The sequence below is a fragment of the Hymenobacter crusticola genome, assembly GCF_002154225.1.
GTDB classification, from domain to species: domain Bacteria; phylum Bacteroidota; class Bacteroidia; order Cytophagales; family Hymenobacteraceae; genus Hymenobacter; species Hymenobacter crusticola.
The window spans coordinates 35,696-56,974 of the sequence record NZ_MTSE01000018.1; the positions used below are offsets into that span (position 1 = coordinate 35,696).

Below are 21,279 nucleotides of genomic sequence, written 5' to 3' on the forward strand. Positions count from 1 at the left end.
GCTAGTCCCCCCTCTCCTTTTCGGAGAGGGGGCTAGGGGGTGAGGCGCCCTCGTTAGCACACGTTGCACGACCTAGCTTTCTACAGCACCTCCAGCGTCAGCAGGCTTTCTTCCAGGATCTGCTTCACCTCCGGGCGGCAGGAACCGCAGCCAGTGCCGGCGCCTGTAGTGGCGCACAGTTCCTTCAGATCGGTGCAGCCGGCGGCTATTTTTTGGCGGATGTTGTCGCGGCCGACGCTGTTGCAGCTGCACACGAGTTTGCCCAGCACGGGTTCGGCTTTGGCGCCGCTACGCAGGAGTTGCAGGCGCTTCTCCCCTAGCTCAATCTTGCCCGCAATCAGCTCGCGGAACTCCTGGAACTCGCTTTTGTCGCCGATGAGGATGGCGCCCACGAGGCGGTCCTGGTGGATGATGCACTTCTTGTAGTAGCGCTTGGCCTTGTCCATGAACACAATTTCCTCGTAGTGCTCTGGGTTGGGCGCCTCGGGCAAGCCGATGCTGCACAGGTCGAAGCCGTGGATTTTGATAATGTTCATGAAGGTGCTGCCGCCGTAGTAGCTGGCAATGTCGCCGCTGAGGTAGCGGGCCACTACGTCGGCTTGCTGCTCGGCGGCGGCCGTGATGCCGTAGAGCGTGCCTTCAAATTCGGCTATTTCGCCGAGGGCGTACACGCTGGGGTCGCTGGTTTGCAGGCGCTCGTTCACCACCACCCCGCGCCGACACACGAGGCCACTTTCGCGGGCTAGCTCCAGGTTGGGCACCGTGCCGATGGCCATAATCAGGGCGTCGCAGTCGATGCGGCGGCCGCTTTTCAGGCCTACGCCGGTGAGGCGGGAGCGGCCGTAGTACAGCTCCACTTCGTCGTTGAAGTACAGGTCGCAGCCTTGGTCCACCATTTCTTCCTGCAACAGCTGACTACCTAGGGCATCGAGCTGGCGGTCGAGGAAGCGGGAAATGCGCTGGATAATGGTAACACGCGTGCCGATTTCGCGCAACGAAGCGGCCATTTCCAAACCTAGCAAACCGCCACCTACGATGACCACGTGGGCGTTTTCGGGCAGATGGTTTTTGAAATTGTCGGCGTCGGTGCGGCTGCGCATGCTAAAGATACCCGGCAACGAGGGCACGTGCTTGGGCACGGCGGCGCGGCTACCGGTGGCCATAAGCAGCACGTCGTAGTCGGTGCGCTGCCCGCGCGAATCGATGACAAACTTCTGCTCGCGGTCGACGTGCTCCACGCTCACACCCCGGAGCAACCGGATATTATAGCTAGGTTCTTCGTGGTCCTGCATCTTCACCAGCCGGTCCCAGCCCTGGTGCCCGCTGATGTAGTCGGGCAGCATCACGCGGTTGTAGAAGGGGAAATCTTCCTTGCTGAAGATGGTGATTTCGTCGTCCTGGTTCAGCTCGCGGTACGATTTCACGAAGCCGTACGCCCCGGCACCGGCCCCAATTACGACAATGCGCTGGAACGGCTTGCGGTACTTGTCCACCCGCACGGCGCAGTACTTGAAATCGGGCTCCTTGGAAATTGGGTCGAAGGCGCCGCTGGTCACGTTGTTGGCGCGGTTCAGGTCATTGCCGAGGATCTTGCCCCAGTGCATGGGCAGGAACACCACGCCCGGCTTGATGTTGCTGGTGAGCCTAGCTTGCACACGCACCTTCCCCCGCCGCGACTCCACCTCCACCAAGTCATTCTCCACAATGCCGAGGCGGGGCGCATCCTGCGGATGAATCTCCAGGAACGCCTGCGAAATGTGCTTTTTAAGCTTGTTGACCTTGCCCGTTTTGCTCATCGTGTGCCACTGGTCGCGGATGCGGCCGGTGGTCAGGATGAAGGGGAAGTCTTCGTCGGGTTCCTCGCTGCGGAAGCTAACGGGCGTGGCGTGGATGATGGCCTTTTTGGATGGCGTATAGAAGATGTTGTCGACGAACAGGCGGGGCGTACCTAGGTCCTTTTGGCCAACCTTGTACGGCCACTGCACCGAGCCTTTTTCCTGCAACACACTGTAGCTCAAGCCCGAAATATCGAGGTTGGTACCCGCCGTGAGGCGGGCGTGCTCGCGGTAGATAGCGGCGGGCGAGTCGTAATTGAAGCCGGGGTAGCCCATGGTGCGGGCAAAGCGGCAGATGATTTCCGCGTCGGGCAGGGCTTCGCCGGGGGCGTCCACCACTTTCGCGAGGTGACTGATGCGCCGCTCGGAGTTGGTCATGGTGCCCTCCTTCTCGGCCCACGCGGCGGCGGGCAGAATCACGTCGGCGTATGCTAGGGTTTCGGGCTTGTTGCTGATGTCCTGCACCACCACAAACTTGGCCTTCTTCAGCGCCTCTTCGGCTAGCCGCACGTTGGGCAAGCTGGTTAGCGGATTGGTGCAGATAATCCAGATAGCCTTCAAACGGCCATCATTCAAAGCCTCAAACATCTCGGTGGCCGTCAGCCCCGGCTTGTCCGACAACGTGGTGCCGCCCCAAAACTGCTGCACCTCAGCGCGGTGCGCGGGGTTAGCTAGGTTGCGGTGCGCCGGCAGCAGGTTTGATAAGCCACCCACCTCGCGGCCGCCCATGGCGTTCGGCTGACCGGTGAGCGAAAGCGGCCCCGCGCCGGGCTTACCGATCTGGCCCGTAATCAGGTTCAGGTTTAGCAGGCTCAGGTTCTTATCCACTCCTACCGCGCTCTGGTTCAGGCCCATCGTCCACATGGAAATGAAGCCTTTGGCTGAGCCGATGTACTGCGCGGCCAAGCGAATTTGCTCTTCCGGCACGCCGCAGATGCGAGCGGCTTCGGCCAGCGTGCGCTCAAACACGACTTGCTTGTACTGCTCGAAGCCTTCGGCGTGGTCGTTGATGAACGCTAGGTCGATGTCGCCGTTCTCGATCAGGGCGCGGCCGATGGCGTGGTTCAGCACCACGTCGGTGCCGGGCGTGAGTTGCAGGTGCAGGTCGGCCAGGGCGCAGGTGTCGGTCACGCGCGGGTCCACCACGATGATCTTGGTGGCGGGGTTGGCGGCTTTGTGTGCTTCCACGCGGCGCCACAGGATGGGGTGACACCAGGCGGGGTTGGCGCCCGTCACGTAGAAGCAGTCGGCTAGCTCGATGTCGTCGTAGCAGACCGGCACGCTGTCTTCGCCCAGGGCCATCTTGTAGCCTACCACCGCGCTGCTCATGCACAGGCGCGAGTTGGTATCAAGGTTATTGCTGCCGATAAAGCCTTTTATCAGCTTGTTAATCACGTAGTATTCTTCCGTCAGGCACTGGCCCGAGGCGTAAAAAGCCACCGAATCGGGGCCGTATTTCTCAATAAAGGTCTTGAACACGGCGGCCGTGCGCTGCAAGGCTTCGTCCCAGCTCACGCGCTGCCTAGGCATGCTGCGGTTGTAGCGCATTTGCGGGTACAGCAGCCGGTCGCTCTGGTCGTTGACGGTGTATTGCAGGTTCAGGCCCTTGCTGCACAGCATCCCACGGTTGACGGGGTACTCCGGGTTGCCGGCCACAGACACGGAGCCATCTTTTTCCTTCTTCACCGTCACGCCGCACCCCACGCCGCAGTAGCAGCAGGTGCTGGTAAACGTGTCTTTCGCTGGTCCGTTAGTAGCCATCTTCTTAGCTAGGTAATGCTGTAGAGACGCGACACTTCGCGTCTCGGCGTCCGCGCCGTATGCTGTTGCCTTTATTTTAATTAGTGCTGCCTGACGAGGAGATGCGAAGTATCGCGTCTCTACATCGTTCTGTAACCGCTTTACGCCGGCTGCAACTCCGTATCGACGGTCGCAGGTACTTCGCTGGTCTTGGTGGTGAGCAGGCGCGACAGGAACACGATAGCGCCCGTGGCCGCCACGCCGATGCCGATGTAGAGGAAGGCGGTGGAGTAGCTGATGTTCTCCGACTTAAACAGGAAGCCCACCAGCATAGCACCTAGGTTGCCGCCGGCGCCCACGATACCGCTCACGCTGCCAATAGCTTGCTTGTTCACGAACGGCACAATGGAGTAGGTGCAGCCATTAGCCATTTTCAGGAACAAGGCAAAAAGTAGCATCGTCATGATAGCCAGCGTGAGGGTGCCGGCTTGCGAGAAGTAGGCAATGCCGAGGCCTTCCAGCAGCAGCAGAACACCGAGCAAATACCACTTGCCGCTCATGCCGTAGGCGCGGCCGGCTATGTCGCTCACGTAGCCCCCGAGGCCGCGGGCGAAGATGTTCATGAACCCGAAGATGCCCGCCAGCAAACCGGCCATAACCAACGTAGCCTTGTAGTGGTCCACGAAGTAGATGGAGGCCACGTTATCCACCGTGATTTCGATGCCGAAGCACGCGCCGTACGCGAGGGCCAGAATCCAGGTGCGGTAGTCTTTCAGGGCTACGGCAAACGTGCCTTTCTTCTTGGCCGTAGTGTCGCGCTGAATGTCGCTGAAGTTGCCGCGGGGCGTGTCTTGGGTGAATTTATAGTACACCACCGCCATAAGAAGCAGGATCACGCCCGGCACCACCATGGCGAGGCGCCAAGAGTTGGCCTTGTCTACATAGCCTAGGCTCACGAACGCGCCGGCCAGCAGCGGCATCACAATGTTGGCAATGCCGCCCCCTAGGTTGCCCCAACCACCGGCCACGGCATTAGCCGTACCAACTACATTGGGCGCAAACATCATCGACGTGTGGAACTGCGTAATCACGAACGAAGCGCCGATGATGCCTATCACGAAGCGGAACAACAGGAAGCTTTCATAGCTGTCGCTCAGACCGATCAGCATCACCGGAATAGCGCCTACTACCAGCAGCATCGAATACGTCAGGCGCGGGCCAATTGCGTCACACAGGCGCCCCACGAGCAAGCGGGCTAGGATGGTTGCCGACACCGAGGCAATCAGGATGTTGCCGACTTGCCCTTTATCGAGGTGCAGCTGCTCGCGCACCAGCGGCATGAGCGGCGCAATACCGAACCACCCGAAGAAGCAGAAGAAAAACGTCAGCCAGGTGATGTGGAAGGCGCGCATCTGCACGCCCTTGCCCGAAAAGATGTTGAGCTTGCTCAACGGCTGCTCCGCGGTGGTTGTGGCCATGTTCGGCTAGGTTTGAAGTGAAAAGTGGATGAGAAACAACGGCTTAGGCCGCGACAATCAATGTTGAAAGAGCACCGGCTTGAAGGTGAGCATCACCCAGGCCCACTCGTTGCTAGACTTGCCCGCCGGGCGATTCTTCAGCGCATCCAGCGACGAAGTGGCGAGCATGTGCGAGTAGCCCGTTTTCAGGTTGAACTCGGGGCTCACGTTCACGTTGAGCAGCAAATCCAGCTCCTCCCCGAGGCGGGAACCTAGCTTTTCGTCGCTGTTGGCAGTCCGGTAGACCGTGGCCGGCGACTCAAACAAGTGCGCGTGCGCCAGCAGATTAGCCTTGGGGCTCAGCTTAAAGCTGGTTTTCAGATAAGCATCGAGCAAGCCGGCCGTGCGGCCATTCTGCCCGTGCGGGTTGCTGACGTAGAAGTAATCCATGTGCCCGTAGAAGGCGTGGTTGGTGCCGTAGAGCGGCACGAAAGCCCGGTCGCGGGAGTCGCGCGCATCGGAGCCGGACAAGTAATCGACGCCTAAGGTCAGCGGCGTGAGCTTCGTGGTGAACGTCGCGTTGAAGGCGGCTAGGTAGGCCCTGATCTTGCGGCCCGCCAAGTTCGCCCCGGCTTGGTAGTAGAACTCGCCGCCGAGTACCGTAGAGCCTAGCTTTTGCTCGGCCACCACGCCGTAGGTTTGGCGGTAGTAAGTCGTGGAATCCGTGGTGCGCTGCCGGCCATCGTTGGAGAACAAGCCCGAGACCTTGGCATTGCTCCAGTCTTTGTGCAGCCACACATACTGCATGGTTTTGTAGTTGTCGATGCCGGTGTAGTAGGTATCAAACAGCTTCGTCGGCTCCGAAAAGTACGGTTGGTTGAAGCTGGCACCGGCGTGCACGGCAAAGCCGGTGCTGTCGGCATACACAAACTTGACGGCATCGTGGCTGCGGCCTTGCTGCGCCCAATCGAGCGAGCCGAAGAAGCGGGCATTGTCGTATTCCAGCGCTTGCCGCCCTACACGCACCGAGAAGCGCGGCAAAAAGCGGTATTCGCCGTACGCCTCGTACACGTTGAACAAGCTAGGGTCCGACTTATACACCTGGCTCGTGCTGCCCCAAATGCGAATATCCTGCACCGTCATGCGCATTTGCAGCTTGTCGTGGGTGTAGTTGGCACTGAGGCGGGAGCGTTGCTCCACGAAGAAGGCGGGCTTGTCGGCGCTGGTTCGCACCGTTTTGAAGCCGTTGCGAAGCTCCGCCCTAGGGCGGATTTCGGCTGATAGGACAAATTGGCTAAACGCCGCGTGAGAAGTAAGTAAGAGGGTTCCTGCTCCGAGGAGAAGGGTGCGCGTAAAGGTTTTTAGCATGAGTTAGCGGTAGGGCCAGAGGAATCTTGAGGTCGGAAATCCGCGCACCACGCCAACACCGTCGGGGCTAGCCGTTGCTCAGCCCCACATACACCTGGTCGCCTTCCACCTTCACGGGGTAGGTGGTAATGGCGCACTCGTCGCCGTTGAGGCACTCGCCGGTGAGCAGCGAGAAGGTTCGTTTGTGGAACGGGCACGCCACTTTGGGTTCGCACGTGTCGCCGGTGCTCCCTATCATGCCGCGCGACAGCACCATCTGCTGCTTGTGTGGGCAGAGGTTTTGGGTGGCGTACCACTCGCCGCGGCGCGTGAAATTGAAGATGGCAATCTGCTCGCCTTGTACCAGGGCGCACACGCCCCCGTCGCGGGGCACATCCGTGGTTTTGCACACGGCCACCCAATCAACTGCTACTAAAACGCCTAGTTCCATATGGGTTAAATGGTTGATTTTGTGTTCTAAGCCTCGGTTGAATGCCTTACGGGGCGCCTCACCCCTAGCCCCTACGCCGCTTGATGCGCGGAATGAAAAGGAGAGGGGGACTAGATTTTAGCTTTTTATACCTGCTCCTTCTCTAGGCTAGAAACCTAGTCTTAGAGCTAGTTCCCCTCTCCTTTTCATTCCGCGCATCAAGCGGCGTAGGGGCTAGGGGTGAGGCGCCCCCGTTACACTCCTTACCACTCCACCACCGCCTTTTGGCCGCGCATCAGTTCGAACTTCATGTTCGGGTCTTTCTCCTTCGGCGCGTTCACGAAGTGCGAGAACTGCTTGCGCAGCTCCGGGTTTTCCACCACCTCTTTCCACTCGCAGTGGTAGTTGTTGATGAGCAACTGCATCTCGGCCTCCAGGTCGGCGCAGATACCTAGGCTGTCGTTGATGATGACGTTGCGCAGGTACGACATGCCACCGTCCATCTTGTTGAGCCAGGTGGCGGTGCGCATCAGCGGGTCGGCCGTCTTGATGTAGAACATCAGGAAGCGGTCTAAATACTTGATGCAGGTTTCGGTGTCGATGTCGGAGGCGAGGAGTTGGGCGTGCTGGGGCTTGGCGCCGCCGTTGCCGCACACGTAGAGGTTCCAGCCTTTTTCGGTGGCAATAATGCCGAAGTCTTTCGCCTGAGCCTCAGCGCATTCACGCACGCAGCCGCTCACGCCGCTCTTGAGCTTGTGGGGCGAACGGATGCCCTTGTAGCGGTTTTCGATGTCGATGGCGAACGTCACGCTGTCGTGCAGGCCAAAGCGGCACCAGGTGCTGCCCACGCAGCTTTTCACCGTGCGCAGCGACTTCCCGTAGGCGTGGCCGCTCTCGAAACCGGCGTTGATCAGTTCTTCCCAGATATCGGGCAGGTCGCTGAGGTGGGCGCCGAACATATCAATGCGCTGCCCACCCGTGATTTTGGTGTAGAGGCCGTATTTCTGGGCTACCTCGCCAATGACAATCAGCTTCTCCGGCGTGATTTCGCCGGCCGCAATGCGCGGCACCACCGAGTAGCTCCCACCCTTCTGGATGTTGGCTAGGTAGCGGTCGTTGGTGTCCTGAATCGTGCTTTGCTTTACAATCAGCTCGTTCCAGAGGCCCGCCAACACGCTGCCCACGGCCGGCTTGCAGACTTCGCAGCCGTCACCCTTGCCGAAGTGGTCGAGCGCCGCGTCGTAGGTGCGGATGTCGTTGATGCGGAACAGGTCGAACAGCTCCTGGCGCGAGTAGTCGAAATGCTCGCAGATGACGTTCTTGATGTAGGCGCCGTTGGCTTTCAGCGTGCTGTTTATCAAGTCTTTCACCATCGGCACGCAACCGCCGCAGCCGGTACCGGCCTTGTTGCACTTCTTCATGCCGTCGACGCTGGTCACCCCTAGCTCGTTCACCACCGAGCAGATGTCGCCCTTGGTCACAGCCTCGCAGGAGCAGATCAGCGCCTCGTCGGGCAGGTTCATCACGCCAGCACCTTCGCTGGCCTCGCCGCCCCGTGCCCCTAGGATCAGGTCTTCGGGGTGCGGCGGCAGCACGATCTTGTTGTTCACGGTTTGCAGCAGCATGTTGTAAGCTTCTGCATCGCCAATGAGCACGCCACCAAGCAGATACTTGCCGTCGGGGCTGATGTTGATGCGCTTGTACACGCCGCTGTGCGCGTCTTCAAACACGATGGAACGGCTGTGCGGCTCGGCAATGAACGGGTCGCCGAAGCTCGCCACGTCGACGCCGATGAGCTTGAGCTTGCTGCTCATGTCGTAGCCGGTGAAGGCGCGGGCGCCTTGCGTGAGCTGGCTCACTACTACTTCGGCCATGTCGTAGCCAGGCGCTACCAGGCCGTAGATCATGCCGCTGTGCAGGGCGCACTCGCCGATGGCGAAGATCTGCGGGTCGCTGGTTTGCATGTCGTTGTTCACCACGATGCCGCCGCGCATGCCCACTTCCAGGCCAGCCAGTTTAGCTAGCTCGTCGCGGGGCCGAATACCGGCCGAAATCACCAGCATGTCGACTTCCAAGATGGAGCCGTCGCCGAAGTGCAGCGCGTCAATCTTGCCGTTGCCGCCGATGCTGGACGTGGCTTTGCTCAAATGGATTTGCAGACCGAGGGCTTCCAGCTTGTGTTGCAGCATGGCGCTGCCGGCCGTATCGATCTGCCGCGGCATGAGGCGCGGGGCAAACTCTACAACGTGGGTTTCTGCCACCCCTAGGTCGAGCAGCGCTTTGGCCGCCTCCAAACCGAGCAAGCCGCCCCCAAGCACCGCGCCCGACTTGGCCGTGGCGGCGTAGGCTTTAATTTCTTCTAGGTCTTCGATGGTGCGATACACCATCACCCCTTCTTTCTCAACGCCCGGAATATCAGGCACAAACGCCGACGAGCCGGTGGCAAGCACCAAGTAATCGTAGGGCTGCACGAGGCCGCGGCGCGAGTGCACGGTTTGGCTGGCGCGGTCGATTTCTTGCACTGGGTCGCCGAGGTGCAGCGTGATGTGGTTGTCGTGGTACCACTGCTGCGGCGCCATCAGCAGGTCGTCGGCCGTTTTGCCGCCAAAGTACTCGCTCAGATGCACCCGGTCGTAGGCCACGCGGGGCTCTTCGCCGAACACAACCAGGTTGAAGGCGGTCGATTTTGCCAGGAGCTTCTCGCAAAACTTGTATCCGACCATTCCATTCCCAATCACAACGACGGTGGGGAGACTTTGCTGTGTCATAGCAACTACGGTTAGCTGTTGAGCAAAAGTTGAAGGAGAAGCGTGCTGCTTGTCGGTCTTAGTGGCCGCTATGCGTGCCTTTCAGTGAGCCCGACACCCTTATTTCCGGAATGCCCCTCCGTAAGAGGCACCTTTACTAGAAATAAGGTGAGTTTTTCAAAACGCCCCCTCTTTCAAAGGGTATGTTTTGATATTTTCATGCAATTTATAGTCAAACACCCTTAATAAGCAATAGTCAAGTTTGAAATAGTTGCTAATTCCTCAAGCTACCCCCTATTTTTTTAACACTCTCACTTTTTTGATTAAGTGAGCTTGTACTATTCATTTTTTAGTGAGGAATCACTGGAAAACGCTTTGCCTTGCTGCTGAACTGCGCGAAAAAGGGACTATAGGCCTGCAAAAGCGCCCGAGCAGCTAGCACGGAGTTATATTACAAGCAGCCTATGTAAGCAGCCCTGTGGCACAGCACTGCCAACTTTTTCTTTAAAAAAGTGTCTTTACTGCTTGCTCAAACCTCTTCGGGTTGCAGATTGCCTTTCTGCTAGCTTGCTTTGGCTAGCGGTTAACTGCGCTTATCCTCTTCATGCTGGGTTCAGCAGCAGCTAATTGCTTCTAGGTCAACAGCTCAGTACTTCATCAAGTCAACTCACTATGCCTACTGCTACAGCAAGCCCTGAACTCTATGTAGTTGGTGCTGGTCCGGGCGACCCGGAATTGCTGACGATGAAAGCGTATAAGATCCTCCAGAAGGCCGACGTGGTTTTGTATGACAACCTAGCCAACAAGGATCTGCTGACCATTCCGCGCGAGGATTGCGAGAAGATTTACGTCGGCAAGAAGCCCTACGGCGCCTACACGCCCCAGGAGGCCATTCACGAGATGATCCTGGAAAAGGCCCTGGCCAAAGGCTGCGTCGTGCGCTTGAAAGGTGGCGACCCGTTCATTTTCGGGCGCGGCTTCGAGGAAATGCTGTTTGCCCGCTCGCACAACATTCCGGCGTATTATATCCCCGGCATTTCGAGCATGCAAGCTGTTGGCTTTGAAGACATTCCACTCACGCACCGGGTGGTGAGCGAAGGCGTCTGGATGATTACGGGGACCAAAAAGGACGGCACCCTCTCCAACGACCTGCGCCTGGCCATGCAGAGCAACGCCACAGTGGTTATCTACATGGGCATGAAAAAGGTGGAGGAAATTGCGGCCACTTACCTGCAAGCCGGCCGCGGCGACGTGCCCGTAGCCGTGGTGCAGCACGCCTCGTTGCCCTACCGGAAGTCGGTAGTAGGGCAAGTGAAAGACCTACCTAGCCTCGTGCACGACAACCATCTCACCTACCCCGCGCTCATCGTCATCGGCTGGGTGGTAGCCGTGGGGCGAAGCGGTGAGATGCTGAATTCTAAACAGATCTAAAGTTAAAGCTAGCTCCCCTCCTCAGATGAGGAGGGGTCGGGGGTGGTTGACCACACGTCAGAACGATTCCAACACTAGCTCTAGTTATCTATATTCTAGCTTTTCAACCACCCCCAACCCCTCCTCATCTGAGGAGGGGAGCTAGCTTTAGTTTGCTTCTACTGCACCTTCCGCACGCGCAGGTAGTCGAGCATGGCTTGGTTGACTTCGCCGTTCATGTTTTCGTTGGCGGGCTCGAAAGCTAGGGTCAGTGAGTGCGTGCCTTTTTCGAGGCGCACGAGCACGGCGTTGGTAAAGCCCCAATTCGACCATTCCTCCACGCCACGCTGCGGCAACACGATGGTACCGAGCAGCTTCTGCCCTTGGCGCAGCGTGCGAATGGCGCATTTATTATTGGTGTTGATGGGTCCATTACCGTTGGCGTAGCGGAAATCGACGGCGTAGAGGCCAGCTTCGGTCACGGTTACTGGAATAGTGAGGGCAGTGTTTTTTGTCTTACTCACCTCTACGAAGCCTTTGCCACTGAACCCTTTGTAAGGCAGCGCTGCTTTCGGCGCAATGGTTTCGAGCTGGTATTGCTGGCCGGCAGCTTGCGTACCGACCGGCAGCGGCTCGCTGGCAAACGACTCTAACCCTAGGTCGTCGACGGCAACTACCTGGTACACGGCGAAGGAGGCAGCCGAAACAGCTAGCTCCGTGCTGGCTGTGGTGGTGAGTAGCTGCCCGTCTTTCAGCACATTGTAGGTTTTTACACCTTCCTGCTTCGTCCAGGTCAGTCGGTTGTTGGCGAAGCTGACGGTGGGCGTCTCGGGCGAGAAGCGATTGGGCACCCGGTTGACGGTTGCTGCCTTGGGCGCTTTGCTGCTGAGCACCATCCGCACGGTGTGCTGCCCGGTGAGGCTAGCCGGCACGGCCGCGTCGGGCAGCGGCTGCCCATCGAGGGTGATGGAGCTGAGTTCGTTGCCAAACCCTTGTAGCTCGATATCGAGCACGGCGCCGCGGTAGTGGAAGCCCGTGAGCTTGCGCTGTCCCTGGAAGGCTTGCGGCACGAATGGGTGAAACACCAACCGGTTTGGCTCGAACTGCATGCCGAACAGCACTTTATAAACAAGACCTAGGCTACCCGATAAGCTCCAGAGCATGTTGCTGGAGTTGATTTGGGTGCCCGCGAAGTCACCGTTTTCGGCCACGAAGTTCTCTTTATTGGTCAAGAACAGCGCGGCGGGGCGGTAGATGGCGGCCATGCTTTCGGTAAGGGAAGCGTCGTTGCCGACTTTCGCGGCGGCCAGCGCCCAGAAGCTCTGCACGAAGGGCCACACGGCATTGTTGTGGTAAGGCGGAATGCCCGGAATCTGGGGGTAAATGCACGGTACGCCGTAGGCGGTGATGGGCGTTTTGGCTACGACTTGCTGCGCCCGCTCGCCTTCGGCCAGCCCAAACAACACGCTCAGCCCCTCCCCTAACGCCTCAGCCCGCGGCGACAAAACTAGGTTGGTGCGACCGTACAGGAATTGTCCGTAGTAGCCTTTATCCGCTTGCCACAGGTGTTGGTTTACGCCTTCTTTAATCTGAGAAGCTAGCTTTTGATGCTTTGCCGCCACGGCTTGGTCGCCGAGCTGCTGGGCCATTTCGGCCAGCACTACGTTGGCTTGGTAGTGCACGGCGTTGGTACCTAGGTTCTCCGACTCGTAAATATCGACGGGCTGCATCCAGCGCGGATAGGTTTGCTCGCGCCAATCCAAGAAGGAGGACTCGCCGCGAACTAAGCCGGTTTGCGGGTCGTAGGCGTTCTGCACGTCGTCCTCAATCGACTTCTTAATGATGGGGTGCACCTGCCGCAGCCACGCCTGGTCACCGGTTACTTTATAGATTTCCCAGGCGGCCGTGGCCCAAATTATGCGGTCGGTGGAGCACGGGTAGGCGCCGCCTGTGCCAGTATCCTGAATGATGCGACCCTCGGGCGATACTTTGCGCAGCAGGCTGTTCATGGCGACCTTCGGTTGCAGGCTTGCTTGGGCCAGAATGATGCTGTAGCTGATGTCGCGCGTCCAGACGCCGGCCCACTCCTTGCCGGTGCGGAAGGTGCCGTCGGGCTCCACGGCGCGGCGGGCTTCTTCCAAAGCTAGGTTGTAGAGCGCATCAGCCAGTGGGTACTCGGAGGTGTACTGCGGAAAGTCGGTGGTGTTGATGGACTGCTTCCACTGCGTAGCCGTGGTTTTGGCGGCTTGCGGCTGGTTGAGCGTCAGCAGCACTTCGTAGATGCCGTCGCCGTCGGGGTCTTTTAGCTCTAGCTCGGGCTTATTCACCAGGTTGTCGAAGTCCCAACTCAGCGGCGCAACGCTGCCAGCCACAAACACATGCTTGAAGTCTTGCTGGTAGAGTTTGTCGCCGTTGTACAACGTGTAGTAGCCTTGCTGCTTGAACGCGGCTAGCACGGGCCGCAGGTCCAGCCTGATTTTCAGCGGCGTATTGGGGGCTAGGTAGGTGTTAGCCGGCACGGGCGCTGGGTCCTCGTAGCGCTTGCCAAACGTGAGCAGCGGCGGCTCAACAGCCGTGGCACCCGCTTTCGGCAAGGCCACCACCACATGGTCTTGCCCCGAAGGCATCTCGTTGTCTTTGCCGTTGAGGCTGAACTTGAAGCTAATCTTCGGACTCAAAAACGCGTTGGCCGGACTCCGGTAGTTTGAAGTCATTTCCGTCGGCGACACGGCTCTGGCCACGTAGGCGCCCTGCTCTACCCGGTCGCGGAACAGCTTATAAGCGTCGGATTGCCAAATGGGTGCCTCGTCGGCTTTGGTGTTGGTTGGGGTGCTAGCCACTGGTTTTTGGGTTTGGCAAGAGCTTACGAGCAAACAGGCCAATAGGAGGCTTGAAGGGCGAAAAATAGCAGGCATAGAGGGAGTTGCAAGTAGCGTTTGGGTGGAGCCGTCCGTAAGTAAGGGTTTCTTCTATAATAGTCTCCCACCTGCTGCTATTCCCTAACGAGACGGCCAAGATTCGATCAGTATTCTGGTACGCCTCAAGGTTTTGTAAAGCAGACCCAGCAAACCTTTAAGCGTAGGTGCTAGTTCTTTCTTCTGCTTACCATGCTTGCGTATAGCACGCTGGTAAGCACCGCTACCCCCTCACTCCAAACACCTTCTAAACGACGTACCATGGCAGAAGTAACCAGCTTCCCCACCACCTTCAACCTAGGTGGCGACCTGACGATCAACCGCATGGGCTACGGCGCCATGCGCATCACCGGCGACGGCATCTGGGGCCCGCCGAAAGACCACGACGAATCCATCCGGGTGCTGAAGCGCGCCGTGGAGCTAGGCATCAACTTCATTGATACGGCCGACAGCTATGGCCCTAACGTGTCGGAAGAGCTGATTGCAGAGGCCCTGCACCCGTACGCGGCGGGCTTAGTAATTGCCACCAAAGGCGGCTTGCTGCGCACCGGCCCCAACCAGTGGCCTATCAACTCCCACCCCGACCACTTGCAGGAAGCCCTCGAAGGCAGCTTAAAACGCCTGAAAGTCGACCAAATCGACCTGTACCAACTGCACCGCGTCGACCCGAATGTGCCTTTTGAGAAAACCCTGGAGTTTTTGCAAAAGGCACAGGAACAAGGCTTGGTGAAACACATCGGCTTGTCGGAAACCGACGTCGACCAGATTAAAAAGGCGCAGGAATACGTGAAAGTGGTGTCGGTGCAGAACATGTACAGCGTCGACAACCGCAAGTGGGAAGCCGAGCTTACGTACTGCGAAGAGCAAGGCATTGCCTTCATTCCGTGGTACCCATTGAGCGGCGGCAACCAACAGGCCCTGGAAAAGCTAGGTCAGGTAGCCCAGAAGCACGACGCTACGCCCCAGCAAATTGCCTTGAGCTGGCTCCTGCACCGCTCGCCCAACATCCTGCTCATCCCCGGCACTTCGAAAGTGAAACACTTGGAAGAGAACGTGAAAGCCGCCTCTATTCAGCTGTCGGAAGAGGATATGCAAGCGTTGGAAAACCTGAATGACTAACACCTAGGTTATCTGGGTATATTAAAAAAGGCCGCTCGTATGAGCGGCCTTTTTGTTTTTAAGCCAAAGCGTCTATTGGTGGCGGTGTACGAAATGCAGAGGGACCTAGGGTTGCCCCCCTAGTCTATTCAGCCATACAGAAGCACTCCGTAGCCCAGGGTTTCAACCCTGGGACTCCGAAACGACAACCCATTAGGGTTAGTGAGCCATGACGCCCGCCTCTTCGCTGACAGCCACTGGCTCGTCGATAAGGCGGCGGCCAATCAGCTGAACACCTAGGGCTAGCAGCGCCGAAGCGGCCATAATAGCCACCATCGGCACGGCAGTATTCGTGTTGAAATAGCTCACCCCGAACGAAGCCAGGGCGCCCACGGCCATTTGCGTGGCGCCCATCAGGGCAGCGGCGCTGCCGGCATTTTTGGAGAACGGCGCAATGGAGAGGGCCGCCGCATTGGGGTTGGCAAAACCTAGGCAGCACAGGAAAAGGAAAAGCATCACGATGGTGCCCACCACCCCAAACCAACCTTGCATCGTCCCGAGCAGAAACACCAAGCCAATGATCGACTGGCAAAGCATCGCTACCAGCACGATTTGCTCGCTGCGGTAATAGCGCAGCAGCCAGCTATTAATCTGCCCCGAGCCGATAAAGCCTACCGACAGCAAGGCGAAAATCCAGCCGTACACTTGGCTGCTCACCCGGAAGATATCCATGAACACCAGCGGCGACCCCGACACGTAGGCCAGCAAGCCGCCGAACGTCATGGCGCCGGTGAGGGCGTAGGTGAAGAACTGCGGGTGGCGCAGCACCGACCAGAACGTCGTCAGGATGGGGCGCGGATGCAGGGAGTACGTGGGGTCGGGCGCGTAGCTTTCGGGCAGCCACAACAAGCTAGCTACCAGCAGCAACGCGCCCATTACGAACAAAACCAAGAATACCGACTGCCACCCAAACGAGGCCACCATGTAGCCCCCAATGGTGGGGGCCAGCATTGGCGAGGCACTAATAACCAGCATCAGCAGGGCAAAGACCTTGGGGCTGTCTTTCACCGGGAACAGGTCGCGCACCATGGCTACGGCCGCCACCGAGGCGGCGCAGCTGCCCACCGCTTGGAACAAGCGTAGCCAGATCAGGGCATCAATGGAGTGCGCTTCGTAGCAACCAATAGAGGCGAGAGCGTAAATGAGTAGGCCGATATACAGCGGCTTCTTCCGCCCAAAACGGTCGAGCAGCGGCCCGTACAGGAGTTGCCCAGCCGACACGCCCACGAAGTAGCTGGACAAGGAAAGGGCAACGCGGGCAGGCGTGGTATGCAGGTCTTGGGCAATGGCCGGAAAGCCCGGCAAGTACATATCAATCGAGAATGGCCCCAGCGCCGACAGCGAACCTAGGATGAGAATCAGAAAAACGTAGCGTTGTTTGGTCATAGGGGCATGGAGGCTGCTACCGTGTGCTGAACGCACCTAGCTTTCTACACTAGCACAGGTAAAAGCAGCAGAGGTAAGCTGTATAAGTATAAAACGCGCGGAAAGTTCATCCGCGCCCTGCCAAGTTGCCCTGTATAGCTGATGCCGAAGCTTAATCACAAGGCTGTAAGCTGAAGCTTGACGCAGCTACGTCTGTTATTATAGTACAAACGTAATTATTTAAGTTATATGTAAAATATTTATCCATAACTACCTGTATTTCAGTTTTTACTATACATTTATCCTTTCAGTTTAATCCATCCACCACCTTCCAAACTCCTTCCTATTATGCAGTTAAAATCCTATTCATTTCTCGCATTGTTTGTGCTAGCTACGTTTACTAGCTGCGACGACATTGAGCCGATTATTACCAACGAGCCTTCGCACTTCATTCCGGAAGTGGTGGCCTCGGGCTTAACGCTGCCCATCGGCATGAGCTTCGATGGGCTGGGGCGGGCTTGGGTGACGGAAGGCGGTACCGGCAACAACGATGCGCGCGTGTCGCTGGTCACGAAGGACGGCAAAGTGTACCCGGTCATTACGGGGCTAGCTTCGGCCTTCGCCAATGGCTCCATTGAGGGCATTGGCCACGTGCTCTACCAGGAAGGTATCCTGTACATACTGGAAGGCGCAACCGGCACACTTTATATTGCGAACGTAGCCGGCTTTAAGCCCGGCGATGCGCCGGTAGACGCCAAGACGCTGCCCAAGGAAGACATCGGCACCTTCGTGAAGGCTCAAATGCTGACGAACCCCATCAATACCGACGTCTACAACCTCACATTTGGGCCCGACGACAACTTGTACATCGTTGACTCGGGCGCGAATGCCATTATCAAGCGCGACAGCCGAACCAAGGCGCTTAGCGTGTTTGCGAAGATTCCGAATCTAGCGGCCACAGTCGAATCGGTACCCACGGGCATCACCTACGACGGCCAGAAGTTCCTGGTCAGCTCGCTTAGTGGCTTTCCCTTCGCGGCCGGCGTTGCAAAGATTTTCCGCGTCGACCTAGCGGGCAACGTCACCGAATACCAAACCGGCTACACCACTCTCACCGACCTCACGTTATCGGCCAATAACAAGCCAATTGCAATACAGTTCGCTCAGTTTTCGCTTGCGCCCCCTGTTCCTGGTTTCCAAGCAAAAACGGGCCTGATCACCAATGGCGAAAAAGCCACCCTGCTCAACGGGCTCGATCTGCCCATCGACATTGAGCAAGTCAGCGACCGGCTGTATTATGTGCTGAATCGCGGCGACGGCACCCTTGTAAAACTCACGTTTTAGCGTGAGCTACTCGGGCAGCGCAGCAGCCTAGATGCAAGATAGTTAGCTAACTACGCGCCGCAGCTCTCCCCGACAACCAAACCCCGCAACGCATTCAGCAGGATGCTTGCGGGGTTTGTTGCTTTTGAACAAAATGTAGCCCATCTGGGCTACTGCTCAATGTACTTAATGCTGCATGTGCATCGTCTTTCCGCTGCCTTTGCCCAGCTGATCGAGGGCGGCGCGGAAGCCGGTAGCTAGCTCAGCTGCCGGCCCTCGCCCGTAGTAGTGTAGGAACACCATGCGGGGCTGATCGAAGAGCATGTGGTTGTGCACGGCTACCACCTCTAGGTTATTAGCCCGCAAGGCTTTGATGACGGGGTTCACCTCGTGCTCCAACATGGCAATGTCGCCGGCGATGTGCGCGGCGGCTTGCTTGCCAGCGAAGGCCGCCCAGGAGTTTAGGCCAATGGCCGCCGTCATGTCGGTACCCATCATGGTCACGCGCAGATCGTCGCGGCCGATGGTGTACTTATAGGTCGGACCATTCACCACACCTTGGTACTTCACAAGCTGGTCGAGCACGGCTAGGTCAAACAATTCCCGGCCGATTTGCGAAGAGGCGCCAGCTGCCGGCGTGGCCGTGTTGCCCGACTGCGCCGCCGACGTGCCACTGGCCTGCGGCTGGTTGGCGGGCAGCAGCTTCGAGTCTTTCAGGGTGGCCGCGTATTTCTTGGCTAGCTCGGCGGGGCTGCCCATGCCGTGAATGTGCATGTAGAAGATGCGCGGCTCTTCGTAGAAAAAGTGGTTGTGGATGGCGCCAACTTCCAGGCCGTTGGCGTGCGCGGCCGAAATGAGTGGGTTCACTTCCTCTTGCAGCAGCACTGTGTCGCTCATCAGCATCGCCGATTTGCCGTCGAGTGTGTGCTTGATGGCTACCCAGCCGCCGAAGCCAAAGGAAATAGGCACCGCTTCGCCCTTGATGGTCACCTTCAAATCGTTGCGGGGCAAAGCAGTGGTGTGGGTGGCCTGCGCCTCCACGTAGTTACCCTTCTTACCCAGCGCACTCTCAATGGCGGCAATGTTGGCAGCGCTGAGGGCCGGCGTTTTGCCGGGCGCAGCCGAAACAGCCAAGGCAGAAGCAGGGCCTAGCAGTAAGGGAGCAGAAGCTAAAGCGGTATTTTTCAGCCACTCGCGGCGAGAAACAGCAGAAGAAAACATGTAGGGTAGATTGGGTGGGAAAGCTTACCCTAGGTAAGTAGAGAGTAAGTAGTACAGCAAGCCAGCACCAGCGCTGATGCCAATCCAAAGTATCATATTTACTTTGAAACGATACAGAGCCACGAGCGAAATCAGCAGCCAAGTCAGGCTCGGCCAGTGCACATTAGCTAGGTCGAAGCGGCTGCCGGGGAATAGCACTGCCTTACCTAGGTACACCGCCAGATTCAACACCACGCCCACCACGGCCGCCGTAATAATGCTCAACACCGCTTTTAGGTGCACGTTGTGCTGGGTGCGCTCAATTAGGGGCGCACCGACCAGAATGAAGACAAAGCAGGGCAAGAAAGTGTAGTACGTAGTCGTCAAGAGGCCGAGAGAACCTAGCCCGAGTGCGCCACCGAAGTGCGTATAGCCACCCATGAAGCCCACAAACGCCAGTACCATAATCAGCGGGCCGGGCGTAGTTTCGCCCAGGGCTAGGCCATCCAGCATTTGTCCGTGCGTGAGCCAATGCAGCTTCTCGACACTCACCTGTGCTACGTAGGGCAGCACGGCGTAGGCGCCGCCGAACGTCACTAGCGCCGCCTGTGTGAAGAACACGCTGAGCGTACGCCAAAACGAAAAATCAGATGTGGTTAGCCAAAACACGCCGAGCGGCAACACCCACAACACCAGCGCCCAAGCAAGCTGCCGCACCAAGCGCGGCAGCGAAAAGCCTGTGCCCGGCACCACCGATTGCGTCGTCAGGAAGTAGCCTTCTTCGGCCTGCACGGCTTTGGCCTGGGCAGCCGCCGAGCCTATGGGCGCCGGAAACCACCGTTGCGCCAGAAGTGCTACCACAGCCGCTCCAATAATCAGCAGCGGAAAAGGCACATTGAACCAGAAGATACCCACGAAGCTAGCCACTGCCACCGCGTAGTGCAGCGGGCTCAGCAACGACTTCTGCCCAATCTTCACCATAGCTAGCAAGATGATGGCTACTACCGCCGGCTTCAGCCCGCCAAAGACGCCCTGCAGGGCCGGCAATGTCCCGATGGTGACATATAGTAAGCTCAGGGCTAGTAAGATGAACACCGATGGCAGCACAAACAGAATACCTGCCACCAAGCCCCCGCGCGTGCCGTGCAAGAGCCACCCGATGTAGGTGGCAAGCTGCTGCGCCTCGGGGCCGGGCAACAGCATGCAGTAGTTCAGCGCATGCAGAAATTTGGCATCCGAAATCCAGCGCTTTTGCTCGACCAGCACAGTATGCATGATGGCAATCTGGCCGGCCGGGCCGCCGAAACTGATGAAACCTAGCTTCAGCCAGAAGCGCAGGGCTTCGGCAAAGGTAGGTTTGGAGACAGGCGTAAGTAGTTGCGTCATTGAACGGCGGTCGGACAGGTACGTGCGGCTATCCGGCCACTGGCTACAATGCTACGCCGAACCTTCTTGGGAAGTATAGAACAAATTTTTCTGCTGGTATAATCTTTACTTCGGCAGCCGTTTTTTACGATAGCTCGCCGGGCTCTGGCCGGTGTGTTGCTTGAAAATGCGCGTAAAATGGCTCTGGTCGGAGAAGCCAGTGAGGTAAGCAATTTCAGCGAGCGAATACGCGGTCGTATCCAGGAGCTGTAGCGCCTTTTCGATGCGCAGTTTGCGGATGTAGTCGCCAAACGACAGATTATCGAAGTAGCGCGCAAACTCCCGCGAGAGGTAGCTGGGATTCACCTGCAGCGTGTCGGCCACTTCCGTGAGGCGCAAACTCAGGTTGGTATCAAGGTGGTCCTGGATCAGTTCACGCAGCTGGGTAGCCCAGGCCGGGGGGGGCGCAGGGCGATTTTGCGTCCGTTGTAGGTAAGCTTCATACACCTGCACCAAAAGCTGCTCTTCCGGCTGCTGAGTGTGCGGCTGGCCTTGCAGGTGCTTGGCCCAACTGTAGAGCGCATCATACAGCACGAGCCCTTGCTGCAACAGCTGCTGATCGTCGCGGATGTTGTAGGCGAGCCCGGCGGAAATCGCCCACAGCCCGGCCGCTTGCTGAGCCAGGGCGTGGTTGTCGGTATCGGCACCGCGGATAATGGGCGCCATGGCGTGCAGGGCAGGGTCGTGGAGGGCATATTTTTTCAGCAAGTAATCGAACGTGCACGCGCGGCCATAGTGCGAAAGCTCCACGCCGGGCACGTCGAAAGGCGTGGCACCTAGGCGGTCGGCCGTGGCAAGTACGGCGTCCGCGGGTACGTATAGAATTTCTGCAGCCGGGTCAATGAAACGAAGAATCAGCCACGGACAAGCTAGGCGGTCAATCTTGGGATGCTCGCGGGTAATCCATTGCATAGAAGCAGGTGCTAT

At 58.2% G+C, this 21,279-nt stretch carries 13 protein-coding genes; 3 read left to right on the forward strand and 10 right to left on the reverse strand.

All coding sequences use genetic code 11. From position 1 onward, the window contains the following. Positions 1 to 80: 80 nt before the first annotated feature. The 5 genes from BXP70_RS22520 to nirB form a co-directional block, all read right to left on the reverse strand. Positions 81 to 3,596, reverse strand: a complete 3,516-nt coding sequence (locus BXP70_RS22520; RefSeq protein ID WP_086596379.1) for a nitrate reductase — start codon at positions 3,594 to 3,596, stop codon at positions 81 to 83. Between the two features lie 140 nt (positions 3,597 to 3,736). Further along, entirely contained in the window at positions 3,737 to 5,053 is a 1,317-nt protein-coding gene (locus tag BXP70_RS22525; protein ID WP_086596380.1) for an MFS transporter, read from the reverse strand. Between the two features lie 57 nt (positions 5,054 to 5,110). Then, positions 5,111 to 6,400, reverse strand: a complete 1,290-nt coding sequence (locus tag BXP70_RS22530; RefSeq protein ID WP_086596381.1) for an alginate export family protein — start codon at positions 6,398 to 6,400, stop codon at positions 5,111 to 5,113. A 67-nt stretch (positions 6,401 to 6,467) separates the two neighbouring features. Continuing rightward, a complete protein-coding gene (nirD, locus tag BXP70_RS22535) occupies positions 6,468 to 6,830 on the reverse strand; it encodes a nitrite reductase small subunit NirD (protein ID WP_086596382.1) in 363 nt (120 codons plus the stop codon). A 242-nt stretch (positions 6,831 to 7,072) separates the two neighbouring features. Beyond that, positions 7,073 to 9,577 carry a nitrite reductase large subunit NirB gene (gene nirB / locus BXP70_RS22540; protein WP_086596383.1) on the reverse strand — a complete coding sequence of 835 codons (2,505 nt, stop codon included), beginning with the start codon at positions 9,575 to 9,577 and terminating at the stop codon, positions 7,073 to 7,075. A gap of 651 nt (positions 9,578 to 10,228) precedes the next feature. Between nirB and cobA the strand changes: the two genes are divergently transcribed. Continuing rightward, positions 10,229 to 10,987, forward strand: coding sequence for a uroporphyrinogen-III C-methyltransferase (gene cobA / locus BXP70_RS22545; RefSeq protein ID WP_086596384.1), 759 nt, complete (start codon positions 10,229 to 10,231; stop codon positions 10,985 to 10,987). Between the two features lie 158 nt (positions 10,988 to 11,145). Here the strand turns inward: cobA and BXP70_RS22550 are convergent, their stop codons facing one another. Then, positions 11,146 to 13,806: an alpha-L-rhamnosidase-related protein gene (locus tag BXP70_RS22550; protein ID WP_245849722.1), complete on the reverse strand. Its 2,661-nt coding sequence runs from the start codon at positions 13,804 to 13,806 to the stop codon at positions 11,146 to 11,148. Positions 13,807 to 14,142: 336 nt separating this feature from the next. Between BXP70_RS22550 and BXP70_RS22555 the strand changes: the two genes are divergently transcribed. Next, positions 14,143 to 15,000 (forward strand): aldo/keto reductase, encoded by an 858-nt coding sequence (locus BXP70_RS22555; RefSeq protein WP_086596386.1) that lies wholly within the window; start codon positions 14,143 to 14,145, stop codon positions 14,998 to 15,000. Positions 15,001 to 15,198: 198 nt separating this feature from the next. Here BXP70_RS22555 and BXP70_RS22560 read toward each other — a convergent pair whose 3' ends face one another. Next, positions 15,199 to 16,425 (reverse strand): multidrug effflux MFS transporter, encoded by a 1,227-nt coding sequence (locus BXP70_RS22560; protein ID WP_086596387.1) that lies wholly within the window; start codon positions 16,423 to 16,425, stop codon positions 15,199 to 15,201. 327 nt (positions 16,426 to 16,752) lie between these two features. Between BXP70_RS22560 and BXP70_RS22565 the strand changes: the two genes are divergently transcribed. Further along, the gene (locus tag BXP70_RS22565) at positions 16,753 to 17,748 is read left to right on the forward strand and encodes a ScyD/ScyE family protein (RefSeq protein ID WP_086596388.1); all 996 of its coding nucleotides are present in this window, start codon (positions 16,753 to 16,755) and stop codon (positions 17,746 to 17,748) included. 165 nt (positions 17,749 to 17,913) lie between these two features. Here BXP70_RS22565 and BXP70_RS22570 read toward each other — a convergent pair whose 3' ends face one another. The 3 genes from BXP70_RS22570 to BXP70_RS22580 form a co-directional block, all read right to left on the reverse strand. Further along, positions 17,914 to 18,948 carry a DUF1259 domain-containing protein gene (locus BXP70_RS22570; RefSeq protein ID WP_086596389.1) on the reverse strand — a complete coding sequence of 345 codons (1,035 nt, stop codon included), beginning with the start codon at positions 18,946 to 18,948 and terminating at the stop codon, positions 17,914 to 17,916. Positions 18,949 to 18,972: 24 nt separating this feature from the next. Next, entirely contained in the window at positions 18,973 to 20,313 is a 1,341-nt protein-coding gene (chrA, locus tag BXP70_RS22575; protein WP_086596390.1) for a chromate efflux transporter, read from the reverse strand. A gap of 105 nt (positions 20,314 to 20,418) precedes the next feature. Beyond that, complete coding sequence (locus BXP70_RS22580) at positions 20,419 to 21,264, reverse strand: chromate resistance protein ChrB domain-containing protein (protein WP_086596391.1); 846 nt, start codon at positions 21,262 to 21,264, stop codon at positions 20,419 to 20,421. Between the last annotated feature and the right edge of the window lie 15 nt (positions 21,265 to 21,279).